Source organism: Marinobacter sp. 3-2, assembly GCF_003751355.1.
Classification (GTDB): domain Bacteria; phylum Pseudomonadota; class Gammaproteobacteria; order Pseudomonadales; family Oleiphilaceae; genus Marinobacter; species Marinobacter adhaerens.
Genome location: NZ_RJUQ01000014.1, coordinates 57,972 through 78,736, shown reverse-complemented (window position 1 = coordinate 78,736; position 20,765 = coordinate 57,972). Strand labels below are relative to the sequence as shown.

The 20,765-nt window shown below is 58.0% G+C and carries 20 protein-coding genes; 12 read left to right on the top strand and 8 right to left on the bottom strand.

Annotated features, from left to right (window positions below; genetic code table 11):
- Nucleotides 1-15: 15 nt before the first annotated feature.
- From EDB94_RS13030 to EDB94_RS13020, 3 genes are all read right to left on the bottom strand, one after another.
- The gene (locus EDB94_RS13030) at nt 16-1,620 is read right to left on the bottom strand and encodes an FAD-binding oxidoreductase (protein ID WP_108018928.1); all 1,605 of its coding nucleotides are present in this window, start codon (nt 1,618-1,620) and stop codon (nt 16-18) included.
- Between the two features lie 123 nt (nt 1,621-1,743).
- Nucleotides 1,744-2,406, bottom strand: a complete 663-nt coding sequence (locus EDB94_RS13025) for a transglutaminase-like cysteine peptidase (RefSeq protein WP_008171198.1) — start codon at nt 2,404-2,406, stop codon at nt 1,744-1,746.
- An 8-nt stretch (nt 2,407-2,414) separates the two neighbouring features.
- Nucleotides 2,415-3,065 carry a type II secretion system protein N gene (locus tag EDB94_RS13020; protein ID WP_108018929.1) on the bottom strand — a complete coding sequence of 217 codons (651 nt, stop codon included), beginning with the start codon at nt 3,063-3,065 and terminating at the stop codon, nt 2,415-2,417.
- A gap of 166 nt (nt 3,066-3,231) precedes the next feature.
- Between EDB94_RS13020 and gspE the strand changes: the two genes are divergently transcribed.
- The 11 genes from gspE (at nt 3,232) to gorA (ending at nt 13,127) form a co-directional block, all read left to right on the top strand.
- A complete protein-coding gene (gspE, locus tag EDB94_RS13015) occupies nt 3,232-4,740 on the top strand; it encodes a type II secretion system ATPase GspE (protein ID WP_108018930.1) in 1,509 nt (502 codons plus the stop codon).
- Between the two features lie 3 nt (nt 4,741-4,743).
- Entirely contained in the window at nt 4,744-5,955 is a 1,212-nt protein-coding gene (gspF, locus tag EDB94_RS13010) for a type II secretion system inner membrane protein GspF (RefSeq protein WP_014576990.1), read from the top strand.
- A gap of 67 nt (nt 5,956-6,022) precedes the next feature.
- Nucleotides 6,023-6,475, top strand: a complete 453-nt coding sequence (gene gspG / locus EDB94_RS13005) for a type II secretion system major pseudopilin GspG (protein WP_108018931.1) — start codon at nt 6,023-6,025, stop codon at nt 6,473-6,475.
- Between the two features lie 6 nt (nt 6,476-6,481).
- Nucleotides 6,482-7,012 (top strand): type II secretion system minor pseudopilin GspH, encoded by a 531-nt coding sequence (gene gspH, locus EDB94_RS13000; protein ID WP_014576992.1) that lies wholly within the window; start codon nt 6,482-6,484, stop codon nt 7,010-7,012.
- Nucleotides 7,009-7,383, top strand: coding sequence for a type II secretion system minor pseudopilin GspI (gene gspI, locus EDB94_RS12995; protein WP_008171187.1), 375 nt, complete (start codon nt 7,009-7,011; stop codon nt 7,381-7,383). Before gspH ends, gspI begins: the two co-directional genes overlap by 4 nt.
- Nucleotides 7,380-8,159 (top strand): type II secretion system minor pseudopilin GspJ, encoded by a 780-nt coding sequence (gene gspJ, locus EDB94_RS12990; RefSeq protein ID WP_108018932.1) that lies wholly within the window; start codon nt 7,380-7,382, stop codon nt 8,157-8,159. Before gspI ends, gspJ begins: the two co-directional genes overlap by 4 nt.
- Nucleotides 8,160-8,165: 6 nt before the next feature.
- Nucleotides 8,166-9,170 (top strand): type II secretion system minor pseudopilin GspK, encoded by a 1,005-nt coding sequence (gspK, locus tag EDB94_RS12985; protein ID WP_108018933.1) that lies wholly within the window; start codon nt 8,166-8,168, stop codon nt 9,168-9,170.
- 2 nt (nt 9,171-9,172) lie between these two features.
- Nucleotides 9,173-10,477 (top strand): type II secretion system protein GspL, encoded by a 1,305-nt coding sequence (gene gspL / locus EDB94_RS12980; protein WP_108018934.1) that lies wholly within the window; start codon nt 9,173-9,175, stop codon nt 10,475-10,477.
- A 3-nt stretch (nt 10,478-10,480) separates the two neighbouring features.
- Nucleotides 10,481-11,011, top strand: coding sequence for a type II secretion system protein GspM (gspM, locus tag EDB94_RS12975; RefSeq protein WP_108018935.1), 531 nt, complete (start codon nt 10,481-10,483; stop codon nt 11,009-11,011).
- Between the two features lie 56 nt (nt 11,012-11,067).
- The gene (locus tag EDB94_RS12970; RefSeq protein ID WP_108018936.1) at nt 11,068-11,739 is read left to right on the top strand and encodes a GNAT family N-acetyltransferase; all 672 of its coding nucleotides are present in this window, start codon (nt 11,068-11,070) and stop codon (nt 11,737-11,739) included.
- Between the two features lie 26 nt (nt 11,740-11,765).
- Nucleotides 11,766-13,127, top strand: a complete 1,362-nt coding sequence (gene gorA / locus EDB94_RS12965) for a glutathione-disulfide reductase (RefSeq protein WP_108018937.1) — start codon at nt 11,766-11,768, stop codon at nt 13,125-13,127.
- Between the two features lie 38 nt (nt 13,128-13,165).
- On the opposite strand, the gene EDB94_RS12960 is transcribed toward gorA, so the two are convergent.
- The 3 genes from EDB94_RS12960 to EDB94_RS12950 form a co-directional block, all read right to left on the bottom strand.
- Nucleotides 13,166-15,109 (bottom strand): ATP-binding protein, encoded by a 1,944-nt coding sequence (locus tag EDB94_RS12960; RefSeq protein WP_108018938.1) that lies wholly within the window; start codon nt 15,107-15,109, stop codon nt 13,166-13,168.
- The gene (locus EDB94_RS12955; RefSeq protein ID WP_260312591.1) at nt 15,102-15,857 is read right to left on the bottom strand and encodes an ABC transporter substrate-binding protein; all 756 of its coding nucleotides are present in this window, start codon (nt 15,855-15,857) and stop codon (nt 15,102-15,104) included. The genes EDB94_RS12960 and EDB94_RS12955 overlap by 8 nt, the downstream gene beginning before the upstream one ends.
- A 254-nt stretch (nt 15,858-16,111) precedes the next feature.
- A complete protein-coding gene (locus tag EDB94_RS12950; RefSeq protein ID WP_260312590.1) occupies nt 16,112-18,235 on the bottom strand; it encodes a TonB-dependent siderophore receptor in 2,124 nt (707 codons plus the stop codon).
- A 157-nt stretch (nt 18,236-18,392) separates the two neighbouring features.
- Between EDB94_RS12950 and EDB94_RS12945 the strand changes: the two genes are divergently transcribed.
- Nucleotides 18,393-19,037 (top strand): hypothetical protein, encoded by a 645-nt coding sequence (locus tag EDB94_RS12945; protein ID WP_014577001.1) that lies wholly within the window; start codon nt 18,393-18,395, stop codon nt 19,035-19,037.
- A 14-nt stretch (nt 19,038-19,051) separates the two neighbouring features.
- Here the strand turns inward: EDB94_RS12945 and EDB94_RS12940 are convergent, their stop codons facing one another.
- Nucleotides 19,052-20,047 carry a bile acid:sodium symporter family protein gene (locus EDB94_RS12940; protein ID WP_108018940.1) on the bottom strand — a complete coding sequence of 332 codons (996 nt, stop codon included), beginning with the start codon at nt 20,045-20,047 and terminating at the stop codon, nt 19,052-19,054.
- A 3-nt stretch (nt 20,048-20,050) separates the two neighbouring features.
- Nucleotides 20,051-20,728 (bottom strand): FadR/GntR family transcriptional regulator, encoded by a 678-nt coding sequence (locus tag EDB94_RS12935; protein ID WP_108018941.1) that lies wholly within the window; start codon nt 20,726-20,728, stop codon nt 20,051-20,053.
- Nucleotides 20,729-20,765: the final 37 nt, after the last annotated feature.

Genomic DNA, 20,765 nt, shown 5'->3' with positions numbered 1-20,765 from the left:
CATTCAGCGATGCGCTCATTTGACCAGTGTTTCAGGATTCAGGATCGCGTCCGGGTCAAAGGTGCCGCACAGAGAGCGTATAGCCAACATGCCCAGTTCGCCTTTTTCCACCGGCAGATAAGGGGCGTGATCCTTACCGACACCGTGTTGATGGCTGATGGTGCCGCGGTTGTTCACGATCAGTTCGGAGGTGCTGGTTTTGAGCGTTTGCCAGCGCGCGAGTGTTTCCTCGTAGCTGTCGCCCACCCGGAACACGTAGGTGGTGTAGATGCTGCAGCCCTGGCTGTAGAAGTGGGAGAGGTGGGTGAACACATGGGTGTTCTCGTTCTGGTCTTTCAACCCGTCACGGAGGTTGGTTTCGATCAGACCCAGCAGATTGTCGACGTTGTCCCAGTCAGTGGCCGTTTCCAGAGTGTCGACCGCATAGCCCATCTGCCAGAGGGCCTCTCTCAAATAGGGCATGGTAAAACGCTTGGCCGCCCATTTGTCGCCGAGCCGCGTGCCGGTATAGACGCCGTTTTGGGCCTTGCAGATGCTTCGGGCCTCTTTCAGGGCGTTTCGGGCCTGCAGTCGGGAGCCCGTGATCCCGAAGGTCATCATGCATTTGCCCTCACCAGCGCCCCTCAGCGAAAGGAAACGCTCGAGCATGCCGATAAGCCGGGGGTGGCCGGCCAGCGCGAGCTGGGTCTCGGTCTCTACGGCATTGCTGAGCCTGAGCATGGATAACTGGGTTCGGTTCTGCACCAGCAGGCGGCTGGCCGTGCGGGCACTCTCCCAATCCGGAAAAAAGACCACATGAAAGCTCTCGTGGTCGGGCAGCGGAGTAACCCGCACCTTCACCTCGGTAATTAGCCCAATGCGGCCTTCCGAACCCAGAATCATTTCCCGGATATCCGGACCTGCGCTGGAGGCCGGTATGGTGGGCAGGTTAAGGGTGCCTTTCAGGGTTTCGACCCGGCCCCCGGCAAAGAGTTGTTCAATGCGGCCATAGCGCAGGGATTGCTGGCCACTGGATCGGGAGGCCACCCAGCCGCCGACGGTGGAAAGCTCGAAAGACTGGGGAAAATGCCCCAGTGTGTAGCCATGGGCCCGGAGTTGGGACTCAACGAGTGGCCCGGGCGTTCCCGCACCAAACGTTGCAATTTGGCTGTCCGTGTCCAGGTCGATCAGGCGATTCATCCGGCTCATGTCCACAGTCAGTATTGGCTGGCCTTTATCCACCGGATTTATGTGCCCGGCCACACTGGTGCCGCCACCGTAGGGAATCAGGTGAATGTGTTGCTCCGCGGCCCAGGAGAGCAGGGTTTGAACTTCTTCGCTCGTGGTGGGGTAGGCCACGCCATCCGGGAACACACCAAACTCGCCGCTGCGCATGGCCAGCCAGTCCGCAAGACTCTGGCCGCGGGCATGCCGCACTCGTGCTTCCGGGCCTGTATCGATCAGTGATTCCAGCTCTGCCGGCCGGGTAAGGCGGGTTTCTGGCACTCTGGCGCAAACAGAATCCAGGGTCGCGTCCGCCAGAGGCCGGCCACTACCGATGCGTGATGCCAGAAAGTCCTGGCCCTGTTCCGGCATTGCCAGATTGAATCCCTCGTCGCCCCAGCCGTTCCAGCGTCGCATGTGCTTTATTCTCCCGATTAAAAACGAATGTGGCGCATTCTATAGGCTCTGCGTGGTTCGCCGCTGTCGCTTGGCGCCATGGTTCCTGTCATTTGCCGCCAGAGGCTGGCTTTGGCAACTCGCTCAGGGTCGGAGCGATTCCGTCAGCCGGCTGTTGAGGTCCTGCCACCGTGAGAGTTTGCCGGCCTCGCCGATCCGGGTGCGCGCTCCGCCGGACTGGTTCAGCCAGAGGCCTTCGCCGTTGAAGCTGTAAACGGGTTCAAGATCAGTACGTTGAGATGCAGGTTTAATGTCATTTATCAGATTGTCCAGAATCAACGGATCGGCGTCTGGCTCCGGGTACCACGCCAGCACCATGTGGGCCTGGTTCAGTTCCAGCGCTTTGACATACACGATCCGGAGCTGATCATCGGGCACGCCCATGGACTTGAGGGTCAGGTATTTGGCAATCGAGAAATCCTCACAGTCACCACCGTTGGTGGTCAGCAGCTCTACCGGGGTTGCCCAGTAGTCTTCCTCGCCCCAGTGGCGGATATCGCTGACAAAGGTGACTCGATTGAAGAAGGAGTTCACCAGCCGGAGCTGCCGGTCGATGGGGGCATTTGCGGCAAGAGCATGCAGGCGCTGCCAGTTTTCAAGGCGCTGGTGGGCTTCGGTTCCGAATTCTTCCTGAACATAGTTCATCAGACGGGAGCCGAGCTCGAAGGCACTCACAAGAGAGACCACGAGCAATAACGCAGGCAGAAGCGTGGAACGGCGGCGTATCTGAAGGGCGGCCGTTTCCATAGCGCGCCTCAGTTATTGTTCCGTAGGCGTTCCCTGAGCTGCTCAAGGCGCCGGCGGATTTCCTCCCGGCGCTGCTCATCGCTGGTGGCGGAAGCGGGCGCTCTCGAGGGTGAGGGGGATGCAGCCTGCTGGACGGCGGGCGAAGGCTCTGCCTGCTGGTCGGCCGTGAAGGATATACCGCTGCGGTCTTCGGATTCCGGGAAGTAGAGGTTTTCGAGTTTGCCGGAGCGTTCAATGATCACCCGGTTCGGATGAACCGAGCGCAGTGTGGCATTACCGGGCAGTTCGTCACCCACTAGGTAGGCTTCGGTTTTACTCTTGTCATCTTCGATCAGCGCGCTGCCCGGGAAATCACCATCCGCGGCCAGTACGCCCCGAAGGAACAGCCGGAGGTTGGTTTCAGGGAGATTCTCGGTATCCATTTCTACCGGCTCGCTTTCGCCGGATGCAGCTCCGAACAGATCCAGGGAGGAAAGGTTCACGCTCGGTGGCTCGCGACCGGCGGCCGGGTCGGAGACCAGTGGCTGCACGTTATCGTACTGTCCCTGCTGGCCTTCCATTTGCCAGAAACGGTAACCCTGCCAGGCTGTCAGGGCGACCATGGCCGCCCCTGCCACGAGCGCGAGAATCAGGGGAAACCGTTCATTGTTTAAGAGCATTGATCATCCTGAATGCAAGTTTGTGGCCCGGGAAAAAGCTCACAGGTTATCAGACTGCAACGTTTTATTGGGAGTATAGTGTATAGAGTTATTCAGCGGGTCCATATCCTGTGGTAGCCTTTCTGAATTAGTTGAATCGAAAAGGGTTTCACGAACGAGGACGACCTTGACCACAGACACTGAACTTCAGCCGCAGGATGCTCCGCTGGGCCGTCTTCCGTTTACTTTTGCCAAGCGCAACGGAGTAATCCTGACCCGTTCGGACGCCGGCGAGCCGGTTATTCTGGTGCGGCCCGGTGCGTCCCATTCTGCGCTGGCGGAAGCGAACCGTATCAGTGGCGGTCGTGCCCGTTTTGCCACCATCGATCCGGACCGTTTCGACCAGGCCCTGAATTCCGCCTATCAGAACGATTCTGCGGAAGCGATGCAGATGGTGGAAGGCATCGGCGATGACATGGACCTGGCCTCGCTCGCTGACTCCGTGCCGGAAACCGAGGATCTGCTGGAGCAGGAAGACGATGCTCCGATCATCCGTCTGATCAATGCCATTCTCACTGAAGCAGTGAAAACCAGCGCTTCGGACGTTCACATTGAAACCTATGAAAAGCGCCTTGTGGTTCGCTTCCGGGTGGATGGTGTGTTGCGTGAAGTGGTAGAGCCCAAGCGCGCACTGGCCCCGCTGCTGGTGTCCCGGATCAAGGTTATGGCGAAGCTGGATATTGCCGAGAAACGGGTGCCCCAGGATGGCCGTATTTCGCTGAGGGTAGCTGGTAGGGAAGTGGATATTCGTGTGTCGACCATGCCGTCTTCAAGCGGTGAACGCGTGGTTCTGCGTTTGCTCGACAAACAGGCAGGTGCCATACGGCTGGAATCCCTGGGCATGGCGGGGCAGGACCTGAAGGTTTTGCGCAAGCTGATTTACCGGCCTTATGGCATTTTGCTGGTCACCGGCCCGACGGGTTCCGGTAAGTCCACCACACTCTATGCCTCGCTCCAGGAAATCAACGATCGTAGCCGCAACATCCTGACTGTTGAGGACCCCATCGAGTATAACCTGCCGGGCATCGGCCAGACCCAGGTGAATACCAAGGTGGACATGACCTTTGCCCGGGGTCTTCGTGCCATTCTCCGTCAGGATCCCGACGTGGTTATGATCGGTGAGATCCGGGATCTGGAAACGGCAGAAATTGCCGTGCAGGCGAGTCTGACTGGCCACCTGGTCCTCTCCACGTTGCACACCAACACCGCCGTTGGCGCGATTACCCGGCTTATGGACATGGGTATCGAGCCCTTCCTGATTTCATCAAGTCTGGTGGGCATTGTTGCCCAACGGCTGGTTCGGGTTCTGTGCAAGGAATGCCGGGAGCCGTATACACCCACGGAAGAGCACTGCGAGTTTCTGCAGCAGGATCCCGCTAACCCGCCGACCATTTACCGGGCAACCGGCTGTAGCCATTGCAACCAGCTCGGTTACCGTGGGCGTATTGGTATCTATGAGGTGGTGGAGATCTCCGAGGAAATTAGTTCTCTGATCCACAAACGTGCCGGTGAGCTGGACCTGGAAAAGGTGGCTCGCCAGCATGGGCCCAGTATTCACGCAGACGGCGTGCAGAAAATCCTGGATGGTGTGACCACGGTGGAAGAAGTACTCCGCGTTACGCACCGGGGTCAGTAAACCATGCCAGCATACGAATACAAGGCTCTCGATTCCCGAGGCAAGCAAAAACAAGGTGTCGTGGAAGCAGATGCGCCGAGAGCCGTTCGCCAGCAACTTCGGGAGCGAGGCCTAACGCCGCTGGCCGTCGAGCCGGCCGCCGAGAAACAGACCAGGAGCAATCCCCTGAGCAGCCGGGGTTCGCTGGCCGCGGCCGATCTGGCACTGGTTACACGCCAACTGGCAACCCTGATCCAGTCCGGCATTCCCATTGAGCAGGCGCTCTCGGCTGCTGCTCAGCAGTCACCGAAACCCAGAATACGCAGCATGCTGATCGCCATACGCGCGAAAGTCATGGAAGGCTACACCCTGGCGGACAGCCTGGGTGAGTTCCCCCGGGCATTCCCGAGGCTGTACCGGTCTACCGTTGCGGCCGGTGAGCACGCCGGCCATCTCGATCTGGTTCTGAACCGGCTTGCGGATTACACGGAAAATCGTCAGGAGGCTCGCCAGAAAATTCAGCTGGCGGCCATCTACCCCATCATTCTCAGTATCGTCGCCATTGCCATCGTCGTGTTCCTGCTGACCTACGTGGTGCCGGATATCATTGATGTGTTTCTGAAGCAGGGCCAGGAGCTGCCAACGCTGACCATGGCCATGCTTGCGGTGTCGGAATTTCTGGCGGATTACGGTGTCTATCTATTTATACTGCTGGTCGCCGCATTGATGGTGTTCCGCTTTTTCCTGACCAAGCCCGGGTTTAGACTGCGGTTTCACAAACGTCTGTTACATCTCCCCTTGTTTTCAGGGATGGTTCGTGGCGTTAACACTGCCCGCTATGCCAGCACCCTCAGCATACTGACGACCAGTGGCGTGCCGCTGGTAGAGGCAATGCGCATTGCCGGTGAGGTGTTATCCAACGATTTTCTGCGGCAGGAACTGCGGGATGCAGCCAGGAAGGTCAGCGAAGGCGGCTCATTGCACCGTTCCCTTGATCAGACCGGGTATTTTCCGCCGATGATGCTGCACATGATCGCCAGCGGGGAGGCCAGTGGTGAGCTGGACAGCATGCTGGAACGAACCGCGCGCATGCAGGAAAACACCCTTCAATCAAAGATCGCTGCGATTGTGGGGCTGTTCGAGCCGATGATGCTGTTGGTGATGGGCGTGGTGGTGCTGATCATCGTGCTGGCCATCATGCTGCCGATACTGAACATGAGTAATCTCGTGGGATGAAACCCGCGCCGGAGCGTCCGTCGACGAGCCCGGACCAAAGCAATCCATGCCAATAACGAGTGAGACAATGACGACCAAAAACCTCAATTCACAAAACCGTAACCGCGGCTTTACCCTGATTGAAATCATGGTGGTGATGGTGATCCTGGGCCTGCTGGTGGCCATCGTGGCTCCAAACATCATGGGTCGGAGTGACCAGGCCAAGGTCACCGTGGCGGAAACCCAGTTGAGCAACATTGCCAATGCGCTGGACCTTTATCGCCTGGATAACAGCCATTATCCCTCCACCCAGCAGGGTCTTGAGGCGCTGGTTTCCAAGCCAAGTGGCAGCCCGGAGCCCAAGAACTGGAATTCCGACGGTTACCTGAAGAGCGTGCCGGAGGATCCCTGGGGTTCTGAATACCAGTACGTAAGCCCGGGTACCGAAGGTCCCTACGATCTGTATTCCTATGGCTCTGACGGCCAGGAAGGTGGCGACGGCGACGCTGCGGATATCAGCGTCTGGGACACCGAGGGCTAAATCACTGTGCAGGTCAGATCCCGACAGACCGGTTTCACCCTGATTGAAATACTGGTGGTCCTGGTGGTTGTGGGTCTGCTGGCTTCTCTTGCCGTGTTTACCATGGGGGGAAGCTCCCAGCAGCGCGAACTGGAAAATGAGGTCCGGGAGCTGTACCTGCTTATGCAGACAGCCTCGGAGCAGGCGGTTCTGAATAACCTGGAGCTTGGCCTGAAGCTGGAGGAAGACGGCTACCAGTTCGTGGCTTACCAGGATCAGACTGGCGACTGGAAGGCCTCGGGTGAGCGTATGTTCCGGGCCCGGAGCCTGCCGGAGTGGCTCACTGTCACCGAGTTCATCGAAAGCGACGCGCCCAGGCTGGCATCATCCGAAGATACCCTGTTGCCGGACGTCGTTTTTTTCTCCAGTGGCGAGACAACGCCGTTCGAGCTTGAGTTCACTATCGGAAACGGGTCAGACACGATGCACGTTCTGGCCTCGGATGGGGTGTCGCCCATGGAGTGGCGCAAACCGGGCGATGAGGGGAGCAGCGGGTGAGGACGCAGAAAGGGTTTACCCTGATCGAAGTACTCATTGCCCTGCTTGTGTTCGGCCTGATAGCAACGGCTGCGGCTGAAGTTGGAAGCCAGTACATTTCCAGTTACGAACGGGTTCGGGACAAAACCCTGGCGAGCTGGTTGGCAGATAACCGAATTAACGAAATTCGACTGCAGGAAAACATCCCGGGTATCTCCGAGAACTCCAAGGATACCGATTTCGGGCCGTATCGTTGGCGGGTGACCACCGCGATTCTTGCAACCGCCGAGGCGAAGATGCGTCGTGTGGAGGTCACGGTTGCCCGTTATCGCGAGGAAGGCGCGACGCCGGAGCCGATCCATACCCTGTCGGCGTTCGTGGGGGCACAATGACGTTCCCGTCCGCACACAGCTGCCATCCGCAACAACGTGGTTTTACCCTGCTGGAGGTTTTGATCGCGGTTACCATCACCGCCGTTATCGGACTTGGCGTTTGGCAGGTTATCAACGGAGTGGTCAATTCCCGCGATCGGGTGAACGAACTGGCGGAACAGTTCGACGGTTTGCAGCGGTCCATGCTCCTGCTCGAGCGGGACATCATGCAGGTGGTCAACCGGCCGGCGAGGGACATTTACGGGGATTTCCAACCAGCGCTCTCCAGCCGTGCGGACGACTTTTCCCTGTTGCTGACCCGTCAGGGGTGGCGGAACCCCCTGGGTATTCGCCGCAGTGGCCTGCAGCGTGTCGGTTGGGAATATACTGGCAGCGAACTGCGGCGCCGGTACTGGCCCATGGTGGATCAGGGCCAGGAAGATGACAGCCGCGACGTGCTGCTGCTGGAAGGCGTAAAGCGCCTGGAAATAAGGTTTCTGGATGCCAACCGGAGCTGGCAACCGCAATGGCCAACCGATGAGGTGATGGCCGGGCTGACCCCGGGGAGCCGCCCGGATATTCCATTGCCGCTGGGCATGGAAGTGACTCTGGAACATGAACGTTTTGGAACGCTGGTGCGGACCTTTGCCTTACCGGATTTTGATCCGGCCGTTGCCCAGGGTGCGGTAAACCAGGCCAACCAGGCGGCCAGCGAAGCGGAAGAAGAAAGTACAGAAGAAGAGGCTACCGGAGAACAAACCGGAGAGAATACCGGTACAACGGGGCAGGGAGGCTAGGTAGCGATGGGCCAGACCCCGAGGTTATCGAATCGTCAGCGCGGCGTTGCTCTGATCATGGTGCTGCTGGCCATGGCTCTGGTGGTCATGCTTGCTTCGGGGATGACCCAGCAGCAGAGCTTGCGAGTGTTCAAGGCGGGACATTATCTGGCTCAACAGCAGGGTCAGAGTATCGCACTTGGCGCCGAGGCGTTCGCCCGCCAGATCCTGCGCAGGGATTATGACGAGGACAAGGAAGAAAGCCTGATGGTCGACAGCCTCGACGAGTTCTGGGCCGCCAATGCAGCCGTTCTGCCGCTGGATGACAATGGTGTGGCTGAGGTCCAGATTGACGACCTTGGAGGTCGGCTTAATCTGAACGACCTGGTCGGCGCCAATGGCCAGGTGGATCCCATCGTCAGGGATCGTTTCGTTCAGTTGTTTGCCGCACTGGGGATTACTGCAGTTTCCGTGGATTCGCTGGTGGACTGGATCGACCCCAACGACCAGACCGTCACGGCCTACGGCGCCGAGGATGGCCAGTATCTGATGGCTGAGCAGGGTTATCGGGCTGCCAATCAGCCGTTCACCACGGTGACCGAATTACGCCTTATCGAAGGCATGACCGAAGAGATTTATCGGGCCCTGCGGCCCCACGTGGCGGCACTTCCTGTAAATGGTGCGGGGATCAACGTGAACACTGCGACGGCCATGGTGATCCGCTCTCTACATGAAGAGCTGACGGACGCCCAGGCTGCGTCTATTCTTGAGAAGCGGGACGAGGAACGCTTCGAGAATCTCCAGGATTTTCTGGCGTTACCGGAGTTCGCCGGGCTAGGGCTCAAGTCGGTTGGACTGGGGTTGCAGACACGGTTTTTTGAAGTCGCCTCGCGGATTACCTACGATAACCGTGTCGTGAATATGGTCAGTACCGTTTTCCGGACGCCGGAAGGCGAAGTCCAGACGGTAAACAGGGATATCGGGCAGAAAAACAGAATCACCAAAGAGCCTTTCACAATTTCAGAAGGATAATCATGTCTTATCGCCTTTACGTCCGCCCAATACCGCCGTTTGCGGACGCTGACCAGGACCCCGGTGCCCAGATGTTCAACTGGGTCCTGCACGATGCCAGTGGCGATGCGCAGGCTCGCGGCGCAGGCGACAGTCGGGAAACCATCGAGCATACCCTCGGCCAGAATGCCCTGGATAATGTTCTGTTGATCGGCCTTATCCCCGGCGAAGAAGCGATTTATTGTCTGGCTGATATTCCCGCGAAACAAAGCCGGTTTATCAATCAGGCATTGCCCTACGCCGTCGAGGAGCAGATTGCCCAGGATATTGATTCTGTTCATCTGGCGCTGGGTGCCCATACCGATCACGGCTACCGCGTAGCGGCTATTGATCGCGAACGGATGGGGCAGTGGGTGAATCTGTTCAGCGGCTGGGAGCATGCTCGCCTGGAAGCGATTTTTCCGGATGCCTCATTGTTGCCGCGCACCGAAGGCGGCTGGTCGGTCTGCCTGGATGGCGAAACGGCAATGATGGTGAGCGAACGCGGCGAGTGGCTGAGTATGCAGTCTGCGAACCTGGGAATGTTTGCTCACACGCTGGCCGCCCCGTCTGCCGAAGAAGTGGTGGCTGAAATTCCGGTCACGCTTTATGGCACCGCTGATGAATTTGATCTCCAGCAATCGGCCATCTCGGAGTTGAAAGGTTCTGGTCGGCTTGCGGTTCGCAAGGAAGTTCTTGAACTCATGCCTTTGGAACTGCTGGCCTACGCCCATCACCATCATCTGTGCGAACCGGTGAACCTGTGCCAGGGGATGTTTTCGTCCAAATCGGGCAAGGCGAGTCCGCTCAAACCATGGAAGCCCCTCATCGCAGTTGCGGCCGTCTGGTTCGTGGTTCAGGTGGCGTTGAATGCCGGGATGGGATTCTACTATCAGAATCAGGCAGAAAACCTGCGAAACGAGGCCATGGCAATCTATCGAGATGCGTTTCCGAATGACCGGCGTACCCATGCCGGCAACGTCCGGCGCGTGATCGAAGGCCAGTTGCGGGTTGCCGGCGCCAGTGGGCCGGAGGTGGACTTTATTACCCTGATGAAATACACCGGACAACAGTATTCCCGTTTGCCGGGCAGCCAGGGCGTGAATTTCAATTCAGTGAATTACAGCCGCTCACGGGGTGAGCTGGTCGTAGACGTAAGAGCCGATAGCTATGACCGTTTGAGCGCTCTGCGCAACGGCCTCGCGAACCAGGGGCTGGAGGCGCAGATTGGTTCGGTGGTGAACGAAGCGAGCGGCGCCCGCGGCCGCCTGACGGTCTCAGGAGGTTAAGGTATGCTTTCCCGAATCAAGGATCAGCCGGCGGTCGGCAAACTCATTGCACAGTATGATCAATTGCCCCGTCGTGACCAGCAGGCTTTGGTGGTTCTGGCCATCGCCGTTTTTCTTGGCCTTCTGTATTTTGCCGTCTGGCGTCCGGCTGCCGGGTTTTACGACCAGGCGGAAGCTGCCAGAGATAACGCCGGCGAGCTGCTGGCCTGGATGCAGGCAAACCAAAGGACGATTCAGCGTCTTGGCAATACAGGCGGTGCGAGCACCACGGCGTCTTTAGACAAACCCGCGGATGGCCGTGCCCTGATGGCTCTGGTGACCCGTTCCGCCGGGGAGGCGGGCCTGTCACTTCAGCGCTTTGAGCCCAGCGGTGAAGACGCCATCCGGGTCTGGCTTGAGAATGCACCTTTTGCAGAGGTTGCCGCTTGGTTAGAGCGATTGAATGGCAACCATGGTGTCGTCATTGACCAGGCGGCCATGGACAGGGCCAGTGAACCAGGGCGGGTTTCCGTTCGTCTCACACTGGCCATCTGATTCTGAAAACCAGATTCCGGGCCTTTTGTCCGGGACTGACGCAGGAGAGGGAAGCGATGAGTAACGGCAGCGACAACAAGAACAAATCCGAGCCAGCCATTGTTCGCCTGGACGAAACGGCGCGGAATGAAGCCAGATCCATTCTGTTTCATGCCTACCGGAACGAGCCGACGTTCCAGTACCTGTTTGATCACCGGCGCCCCGGCTACGATCAGAGGGTGAGGGCGACCATAAGGGAGCTGATAGACCTTTATTTTGAGCTCGAACAGGATGCCATTGGCGTGATGGTTGACGACACGCTTGTGGCCGTTGCGTTCATCGGGGATCCCGAATTAAGGATGAACCTGGCTGATCAGATCAGCTGGCGGATTCGTATGGTGCTGACGACGGGGTTTGCCTCTACACGTCGGTATCTGGACTACCACGAGAAAATTCGCGACATGTTGCCCCAACCATTGGCGCATCAGTTGCCCATGATGGGGGTTAATCCCAAATACCAGAATCGCGGCTACGGCCGTTTGCTGCTGAAAACCGTTGAAAAACTCTGTGCCGAGAACCCGCGTGGCAGCGGGTTGGTGCTCGATACGGGTAACAACCGTTATCTGCCGTTTTACGAATCCGAGGGTTTCCGGAGCCTTGGCAAGATTCAGCTCGGCGATTTCGAAGATCACGTGTTGTTCAGGGAAGTGCATCCGGGAACCAAAACGGCCACCTCCGGCCAAACCTGATTTTAAAATGTGTAACGGGAGAAGCTGTGTCTGACCAGCAGGATTTTGATCTGATCGTTATCGGAGCCGGCTCCGGCGGCGTTCGCCTCGCGCGGATGTCTGCCCAGCGGGGCGCCAGGGTGGCCGTGGTTGAATCCAGGTATCTTGGCGGAACCTGCGTAAACGTTGGCTGCGTGCCCAAGAAACTGTTTGTGTACGGCGCTCACGTTCACGATGAGCTGGAAGATGCAGCCGGCTACGGTTGGCAGGTTCCACTCGATGATGTCAGTTTCGACTGGCCGAAGCTGGTGGCCAACAAGAATGCCGAGATCGAGCGTCTGAATGGCATTTATGGCCGGTTGCTGGAAAACGCCGGTGTGACCATCATCGAAGGAACGGCGTCCTTGTCAGACGCCAATACCGTGGTGGTCGGGGATACCTCCTATCGGGCCAAACACATCACGATTGCCACTGGCAGCTGGCCGGTGATTCCGGATGTGCCTGGCAAGGAATGCATTCTTACTTCCAACGAGATGTTCTACCTGCCGCAGCTGCCGAAGCAGGCCGTGGTCTGGGGCGGTGGCTACATCGCTGTGGAGTTTGCCGGCATCCTGGCCGGTTTGGGTGTTGATACAACCTTGCTGTATCGCGGTGATCTGTTCCTGCGCGGGTTTGATGGCGACATCCGACGGTTTACCGAACAGGAAATGCGGAAAAAAGGCGTAAACCTGCAGTTCGGGGTGACCATTGAATCGGTTGAAGCCGAAAATGCCCATTACCGGGTTCAACTTAACAATGGCGAAATCCTGGAGACTGGCCTCGTGATGGCGGCAACCGGTCGTCGTGCCCTGGTTGACGGTCTCGGTCTGACTGATCTTGGCGTTCAGCTCAGCGCCTCGGGACATGTTGTCGTGGATGATCACTTCCAGACTGCGGTGCCCTCAATTACTGCGCTGGGTGATGTGATTGGAACTCCTCAGCTTACGCCGGTTGCCCTGGCACAGGGCATGGTGCTGTCCAGACGTTTGTTCGGCGACGGCAAAGGCGAAATGGACTATTCGGCGATTCCAACCGCCGTGTTCTGCCAGCCAAACATCGGAACGGTTGGGCTGACCGAGGAAGAGGCCCGGGAGGCGGGGCATCGACTGCGGATTTACCGTTCGGAGTTCCGCCCGATGAAATACACCCTCAGTGGTCGTGACGAACGGAGCTTGATGAAGCTGGTGGTAGACGACGAAACTGATCGAGTATTGGGTGCCCACATGGTGGGTCCGGACGCTGGTGAGATTACCCAGGGGCTGGCGGTTGCCATCAAGGCTGGTGCGACCAAGGCCCAGTTTGATTCCACCCTGGGCATTCATCCGACATCTGCCGAGGAGTTTGTCACCATGCGCGAGCCGGTGGCGTGATTTAGTGCCGGCGTCCGGTTCTGGGCGCCGGAACCTTTCTAGAGCTTGATCCAGCGGCTGAGCACTTCGCGCAGCATTTCCTTGCGAACAGGCTTTGCCAGATAGTCGTTCATGCCACAGTCGAGACAACTCTTTTCTGTCCCGGGCAGAACGTCCGCCGTTAGTGCAATGATCGGTGTCCCTATCTGTCCGTTGCTCTGTTCCCATTCCCGGATATAGCGGGTGGCCTCGTATCCGTCCATCACGGGCATCTGACAGTCCATCAGGATGATGTCGTAGCCTGTGTGGTTAGTAGTCACCCTGTCCAGTGCTTCCTTGCCGTTGTTGGCGGAATCGGTATGGAAACCCAATCGCTTGAGCATAGCCGTGGCAACGCGCTGGTTTACCGGATTATCTTCCACCACCAGGGCGTGGCTGGTGCCATTAATCGTCTCCCTTGGCGGTGTACCGGTCGGCTCGGGCTCGCTGGATCGATCCGCCAGCTCGAAGGGCAGCTCAAACCGGAACGAGGAACCCTTACCCAGATCCGTTTCCACCTGAATGTGTCCGCCCATGAGTTCAACCAGCCGCTGGACCAGGGACAGGCCAAGCCCGGTGCCCCCGTATAGCCGGCTGTTTCCGCCGTCGACTTGTTCGAAGGAGTTGAAAATGTCGTGAAGGCGCTCGGTCGGAATGCCGGACCCGGAGTCGCTGACCGAGCAATTCAGAATGATGCAGTTGTCGTCCAGGGCGAAAAAGCCCGCCTGGATATTGATAAAGCCATCGCCAGTAAACTTGATGGCGTTGTCAGCCAGCCCCGCCAGAATTTGCCGCAAACGCGCGGGGTCACCGATGACAACGGGGTTGTCCGGCCAGTCGCCGAAGAACTTGAGATTGAGGGCTAGGCCCTGTTGCTCGGCGAGGTGTCGGTAGGTGGCGGTGCAGTTGGAAATCAGTTCCCGAAGGTTAAACTCCTGGCTGTCGAGCTTCAGGGTGCCGCTGTCCATCTTCGAGTAATCGAGGATGTCCCCGATGACGGTCAACAGATCCTCGGTGGACTGGCGGGCGGTGTTGAGGTATTCGCGCTGGCGTTGGGTAAGCGGTTCTTCCTGGATCAGATCGACCATCCCAAGCACCCCGTTCAGGGGCGTACGCAACTCATGGCTCATGGTTGCCAGAAATTCGGATTTTGCCTGATTGGCCATCTCGGCCTTTTCCCGGGCACCTTCGGAGGCAGCGAGGGTCTGGTCCCGTGCTGTTTTCAGGCCGGCCAGGTGATGAGCCAGCTGGTTGAGTTGCTCTTCAATGGCAACGATCTCCTTCGAACTCTGGTGTGTATTCAGGGGACGTTCCTGGTAGTCACCATCGGTGAGTTGACCGATTCGACCGGCGAGGTCCCGTATCGGTGCCAGAATTGCTCCGAGGAAATGATTGATGATCAGAATGCTGAACAGCAGCAGGGCCACGCCAACGGCGATCGATGTCCAGAGAATATCCTGCCGCCGTTCCGCAAGAACATCCTGACTTACGCCAACCTGAACAGTGCCAACCCGCAGAGAACCCGAACCGAAGCCATAGTCTGGCTCAAACCACTCCGCAGTGCGCTCCGAACCAAATTCCAGGGGCTGCTGGAGAATCTCGGCTTCGTAGATCTGGTAGCGCTCGGGTATCTCACCCGGATTGATCGGTTCGTGGGAAACGAAGCCGAGTTGGTCTCCCATAACGTCAGAAACCCGGATCCAGTCGGCTTTGCTGCGACGCAGCGACTGGGAAAGGATCTGGTCCAGTGCCAGAGTGTTGCCAGAGACAACGGCGTATTCCAGGGCAGGGGCGAGGCTATCGGCAAGCATTTGGCTGCTGTCGGACAGATCCCGGCGCGCATCCTCAAGGCGCACAGACGTGAAGAACACCATCAGAACGATAAACATGACGATGGCTGGCAGAGCTCCAAGGAGCAGCAGCTTTCGCGACATGGGGCGCTGTTGTCTGTGGCTGTTATTCATCAGACGCCTCCCCATTAATCGTTAATTGTCGATCCACCCGTGTGGCAATATCCTCACGGCTCGGCAAGGGAATGTTCAGAGAACGTGCAACCTGGGCATTGACCTCGACCCGAAACTCTTCCGGATACGAGGGTGCCGGATATGCACCGGTTTCGAAAAAGGTCGATAAAAAGTTGCCGGCCATCTCAACCATTTCAGGGAAAGGGGCATAACTGGAGGCCAGGGAGCCTGCTTTGACATAAGCCTGAGTGGGGCCTATGACGATCTGATTACGGCGGTAGGCGGTCAGCAGAATATGTTTGATGGTTCGGGGGTTGTAAATGGCGCTGTCGGGGGCTGCAAGCAAAAAATCACCGTAACCAAGGGCCCGGACAAGTGTCGGAATCAGCTCATCGTTGCTGTCGACCAGAAAGATCTTCGCCGACATGCCGTAGGCCGGCAGTTCATCAATCAGGGGCTCGTAAAGTTCAACGGAATCCGCGGTTGCCAGCAGGGCAATCTTGTTGGCCTGGGGCAAAATGGCCTTTCCCGTCAGAGCCTGGCGGATCAGTGGCACGTCGTACAACACCGCCGAGATCCGGCCCGGCGACCGGTCGGCAAAGGCGGAGATAAAGGATCGGTCGACCAGCATGGCCAGGATCGCTGCGGACCGGTTGGCTTGACGTGCCCGGGAGAAAGCGGCGGGGCCGACCGTAATGACCGGACTGTTCTCCAGAGTGGCCAGCTGGTCGTCGGAGACCTCGGTCAAGGAGGTTGCTGGTCCCAGCTGCCGTTTCAGGAGAGCAATCAGATGTTGATCCAAAGGTGCGTTGCCTGAGCCGACAAAATAAACGACCCTTGCCGGTGCTTCCTGAGCATTGGCCACCGTGGCGCAAACGGCGAAAAGCAGAATGCACAGGGCCTTGAGTAAAAGGCCCGGGTTTCCGCATCTATTCCGGTTTCGGTGAATCGTGCCTGTCCTTCGCTCCATACCGTCCAGGGCTCGCGCTTTCCTTGTTAACTTCAGAAACGAATACCAGCCTCAACAAAAAACTGGTTCTGATCCTCAATCCGGTTATCCGGGCTGATCCATGGCTTTGGATTCAGATAATGCTGCATCGTCAGTGCCAGCATATAACTGTAATCGGCTTTGTCCACCCGGCGGGCCAGACGGAAATCGGCTCGCTCGAACCGGGATTCTCGTACCTCATTGGTCCAGTACATTGCTGCGGAGGTCATGAAACCCATAGGCAGATCCTGAATCCAGGCGAAGCTGCCAGAGTCTCGGGCTGAGAGCCGTGCCAACAGATCCACAGCACGTTCCTGCTTGTCCACCGGCAGTGCCGCCGGGTCGCCGGTGTAACGACCTTCCTGCTCAAGGTAGGCGTAGGTGGCGCGAAGTTTGGTCCCGGAAAACTCCAACGAGGTTTCCAGTTCCACGCCTTCTTGCTCCAGATCGACATTATTGGCGATATACCACTCTTCTTCGTTGATGACACCGCTGATCATGTCACGGAAATCGTCGTTGAAGTAGCGGACTTCCACCGAGAGCAATGCACTTTCCAGATGGAATTGGCCAAAATAACTGATCTCCCGGGAGGTGATCCATTCCTCTTCCAGCTCCTGGCCGTAGGTGGAGGTTGTCGGGTCCAGAAGGCCCTCAACTTCGATTCTCTGGCCGTCCAATGCTTCAAACGGGGCCTGCACATTTCTGGGCGTGTAGCCCCAGTCAGGATTCTGTTCAAAGGCGTCCGGTGTGCGAACCGCCCGGGAAAACACGAAACGCAGGGCATGGTTGTTGTTCAGGATGAAGTTTGCTGCAGCCCTGGGCGAGAAATAATCTTCATCGGTGGTGGTGGTCTGTTCCCAGTTCCCGCCAGCGTTAAAGGTTAGCCATCGAAAGGGCGAGTATTCGGCATTCGCGAATACCCGAGATTGATAGTTGTCTCCCTTCCCGTTGAAGAAGGTCTCGGAATTGAAAGAGTCCTTTCTATAGCCCACGCCGGAAACCAGCTTGAATTGATCGCTGAAAATGATGGTGTCCTGCAGTTCGATTTCCTGCCGGGTTTCCTCGAGGTCTTCGTTCAGATCAGCAATGAACGGACCCTGGTCTTCGGGGAAGGCCGGGAATCCGGATGGCAGAAGCGCGTTGATTTCCGCTGCCGGGGCGGAAACCGTCCAACGCTGGCGTTGCCGTTGGTTCTGATAGCTTGCCTGAATATGGTAGAAGTGACTGGGAGAGGTCGCTCCGTCGAACCGGACATGGAGATAGTAGTCGTCCATGATGATGTCCGGGTTGGTGATCGCCCCCAGCTTGCCGGACTTCTCGAAGTCCTCTTCATTTACGCCATCCAGCACGCCGGCGCGCACATCGATGGAATGCTGACGATCAATCCGGAACACGCTGTCGAAATTGAAGTTGTTGATGTCGTGGCCATCGTGGAAGGGGATCTCCTCGCCGCCATCAACCTGGCTGTCAAAGCCATTGGATTTGCGCTTTTCGTATGACAACCTCCAACTCTTATCGGCATCGGTATCGCCCAGAGAGGTGAACGTTCGAACATGTCCCCGCGAGCCGACCGAGGTGTAGGCCTCCACGCCGGCGGTATCCTGAGGCGATCGGGTGATGATGTTGATGCTGCCGAGGAACGCGTTGATGCCGTAGGCCGCGGAGTTGGGGCCTCGACTCACTTCAATTCGTTCGATATTTTCCAGAGCGACTGGCATGCCCAGCCAGTCTACGTCTGCGAGGCTGATCCGGTAGGCGGTTCGTCCGTCAATTTGAACTTGCAGCCGACGCTGTTCGTACTGGGACGTACCGTGGTAGGTTGCCACCGGATTGGTGCTCCCCCAATGACCAACAACCATACCCGGTACCAGCCGGAGTGCCTCTACCAGGTTCATGACACCGAGATCTCGGATCATGTCGCCGGTAATAATGGTGGTTGTTCCGGGAACCCGAAGCTTGGACTGGCGCAGTCGGGTTGTGGTCAACACTTCGGGAATTTCGCTGTGTTCGCCTTCCAGGCCAAGCAAGCCGGGCATGAAGTCGGGGGTTTCAGTCTGTGCCTGGACCGTCACAGGCAACAGCGCAGAGATAGCAAGGCTGACGCCAAGGCAGGTTACGAGAGGGCGACAGTTACTCATTCCTGCCATTTTTATCGATTGATGCATGGTTGACGTTCTATAATCTGCCGAGAAATTGAGTAAAGCGGTTTTATTATGTTTGGGTCCTATCGTAAGGGACTACAGACGGTTTGTCTCTCTGAAATGTAATGAATCTAGGCCCGGGAGTTGCAGCTTTATGAATTGTTGGGAAATCCTTGGAATTGAGCCGACCGGCGATCGTCGGAAGATCCAGGATGCGTATGAGCAACAGCTCAAGTTTGCTTCGGAAGACGAGGCAAAGAGCCTGGAAGCGGCTTTCCGGGAGGCAGTCGGGGACGATCCGGGCCCGGTAAAGCAGGCTTCTGACACGGTTCAGACTGAACCGCATCGCGAGGTGCAGGACGAGGAGCCTGATCGTCCGCTGGATGCCAACGAAGGCCAGGTGGTTCGTGAGGTGGTTATCCAGATCAAGGCCTTGCTCAATGATTCCTCAAGAAGCAAGGACCCGGGCATCTGGAAAGCCATTCTGGACGAGCCGCCCGCTGATCAGCCGCGGTTGCGACGTGAGATCGGACGCCAGTTGGAGCCCCAGATACGTCCGATGGCGGAAAACGGCACCTTTCCGGCACCGGTGGCCCAGTTTCTCGGTGAGTGGTTTGGCTGGTTCACTATGGAACAGGCGCCTGAGGTGGCCGACGATCGGAATTACCCGGAACCCGACATGGCGGAAGAGCAGGGCGAACAGCCACCGCAAATGGTCAATTTCTGGCCGGCGGTGATTGGCTGGATTGTCGGGCTGGCGATTCTCGCCACACTCTTTGGCGGAATGGGGGGCGGTTGAGTCCGCCGCCCGTATCAGCCCGTTTTCTCTGCATTCGCCCTTTCAATTTTATCCCGGTACTTCTGGGCCAGGAAGGCTCCGACGATAACCTGTATCTGGTTGTAGCACATGATCGGTAACACGATCATGCCGAAGCCCGGGTGCCCTGAGAACAGGACCTTGGCCATGGGCAGTCCCGACGCCAGGCTCTTTTTGGAGCCGCAGAACACCACAGCGGCTTCGTCCTCCAGGCTGAACCCGAATCGCCGTACCAGGAACCTGGCAAACACCATGAATAGCAGCAGCAAGCCCAGGCAGAGCGCAATGGCGAAAAGGATGGCCTGCATGGGCAGATTCTCCCAGAGTCCGCTCTCTACCGAATGTGAAAAAGCGGAGTAGACGATCAGCCAGATCACGCACTGATCGTATCGGGCCATCAGTGTTTCGTTTCTGCCAAGAAACCCGCCGAGCCATGGTCGGAGCGCATGCCCAACCGCAAAAGGCAGCAGGAGTTGCAGAATGATGTCTTTCAGGGCTTCCGCTACGGAGAAATCCCCGCCGCCAGATGTGCTTACCAACAGCAACAACAGGAATGGCGTCAGCATCATGCCAAAGACATTGGAGGCGGCTGCGCTGCAGATTGCCGCCGGAACATTGCCACGCGCCATTGCGGTATAGGCGATGGAGGAGGATACCGCCGACGGCAGGACGCCCAGATAAAGAAACCCCAGACCAAGATCTTTCGGCATCCAGGAGGGTGCGATATTGCTGAGGCCGTTAATCGGCAGCACCGCGAGTGGAAAAAATACGAAGGTGAGCGAAGTGATCAGAATGTGCAGCCGCCAGTGGGTGGCACCGGCAATAATCTGCTCGCGGGACAGCGCTGCGCCATGGAAAAAGAAGAGCAGGGCGACGGCGACCGTTCCGGCAGTGGCCAGTGCCTCGCCTGCCTGGCCAGTTGCAGGCAGAAAGGTGGCCAATACGATGGCGCCAAGGAGCAGCAGGGTAAAGGTGTCGATCCGGAACTTCATGAATCAGGACTCCCGACGCTTCAAGGCCTGGAGGCTGGGTTTCAAAAGCGCCCGTGCCAGGGTTTCTGCCTTGCCCTCATCCTGACGCCGGACCGCCGCGAGCAGGAGTTCATGGTCTTCCTGGGAGGGTTCCGGCAGGTCTGCGTCGGTCTCGGTCTGCTCGATGGTCTGGCTGACAGCGTGGGAAAAGTAGTCGTAGAGCTCGATCAGCGCTGAGTTATGAGAAGCCGCAACCAGGGCATGATGGAAGGCTTCGTCGTGCCGGATGCGAGCCTGCAGGTCATCTCCCGCTTTGGCGCGAGCGTCCAGGGCTGTGGTCATGTGCCGGAGATCCTGTTCTGTGCGCCGGTGCGCTGCCAGCTTGGTGGCCTCCGTTTCCAGCATGATCCTGACCTCCAGCTGCTCCGCCAGCTGGGTGCGGGCAATTCTCCGCAGTGTCTCCCCGGCGTCCCGTGTCGCTCGTACGTATGTGCCATCCCCCTGGCGGGTTTCCAGCATCCCCACGTGTACCAGCACCCGAACCGCCTCACGAACCGTGTTTCGGCTTACTCCGAGGGATTCGGAAAGTTCTGATTCGACGGGCAGGCGATCGCCAACCGACCAGTCACCTTTTTCGATGGCGTTTCTGAGACTCTCGATAGCGGTCTCGACCAGCGAGCCTTTGCGAATACGTTCCAGCATGGTGTATATCATCCTTCCAACCGATAACCCAATCATC

Excerpts from the sequence above, each read along its gene's own strand:
- EDB94_RS12960 (WP_108018938.1), bottom strand. The coding sequence starts at position 15,109 with ATGAATAACAGCCACAGACAACAGCGCCCCATGTCGCGAAAGCTGCTG.
- gspF (WP_014576990.1), top strand. The coding sequence starts at position 4,744 with ATGCCAGCATACGAATACAAGGCTCTCGATTCCCGAGGCAAGCAAAAA.
- EDB94_RS12940 (WP_108018940.1), bottom strand. The coding sequence starts at position 20,047 with ATGAAGTTCCGGATCGACACCTTTACCCTGCTGCTCCTTGGCGCCATC.
- EDB94_RS12945 (WP_014577001.1), top strand. The coding sequence starts at position 18,393 with ATGAATTGTTGGGAAATCCTTGGAATTGAGCCGACCGGCGATCGTCGG.
- EDB94_RS12970 (WP_108018936.1), top strand. The coding sequence starts at position 11,068 with ATGAGTAACGGCAGCGACAACAAGAACAAATCCGAGCCAGCCATTGTT.
- EDB94_RS12950 (WP_260312590.1), bottom strand. The coding sequence starts at position 18,235 with ATGAGTAACTGTCGCCCTCTCGTAACCTGCCTTGGCGTCAGCCTTGCT.
- gspG (WP_108018931.1), top strand. The coding sequence starts at position 6,023 with ATGACGACCAAAAACCTCAATTCACAAAACCGTAACCGCGGCTTTACC.
- EDB94_RS13025 (WP_008171198.1), bottom strand. The coding sequence starts at position 2,406 with ATGGAAACGGCCGCCCTTCAGATACGCCGCCGTTCCACGCTTCTGCCT.
- gspJ (WP_108018932.1), top strand. The coding sequence starts at position 7,380 with ATGACGTTCCCGTCCGCACACAGCTGCCATCCGCAACAACGTGGTTTT.
- EDB94_RS13030 (WP_108018928.1), bottom strand. The coding sequence starts at position 1,620 with ATGCGACGCTGGAACGGCTGGGGCGACGAGGGATTCAATCTGGCAATG.
- gspK (WP_108018933.1), top strand. The coding sequence starts at position 8,166 with ATGGGCCAGACCCCGAGGTTATCGAATCGTCAGCGCGGCGTTGCTCTG.
- gspL (WP_108018934.1), top strand. The coding sequence starts at position 9,173 with ATGTCTTATCGCCTTTACGTCCGCCCAATACCGCCGTTTGCGGACGCT.
- EDB94_RS12935 (WP_108018941.1), bottom strand. The coding sequence starts at position 20,728 with ATGCTGGAACGTATTCGCAAAGGCTCGCTGGTCGAGACCGCTATCGAG.
- gspM (WP_108018935.1), top strand. The coding sequence starts at position 10,481 with ATGCTTTCCCGAATCAAGGATCAGCCGGCGGTCGGCAAACTCATTGCA.
- EDB94_RS13020 (WP_108018929.1), bottom strand. The coding sequence starts at position 3,065 with ATGCTCTTAAACAATGAACGGTTTCCCCTGATTCTCGCGCTCGTGGCA.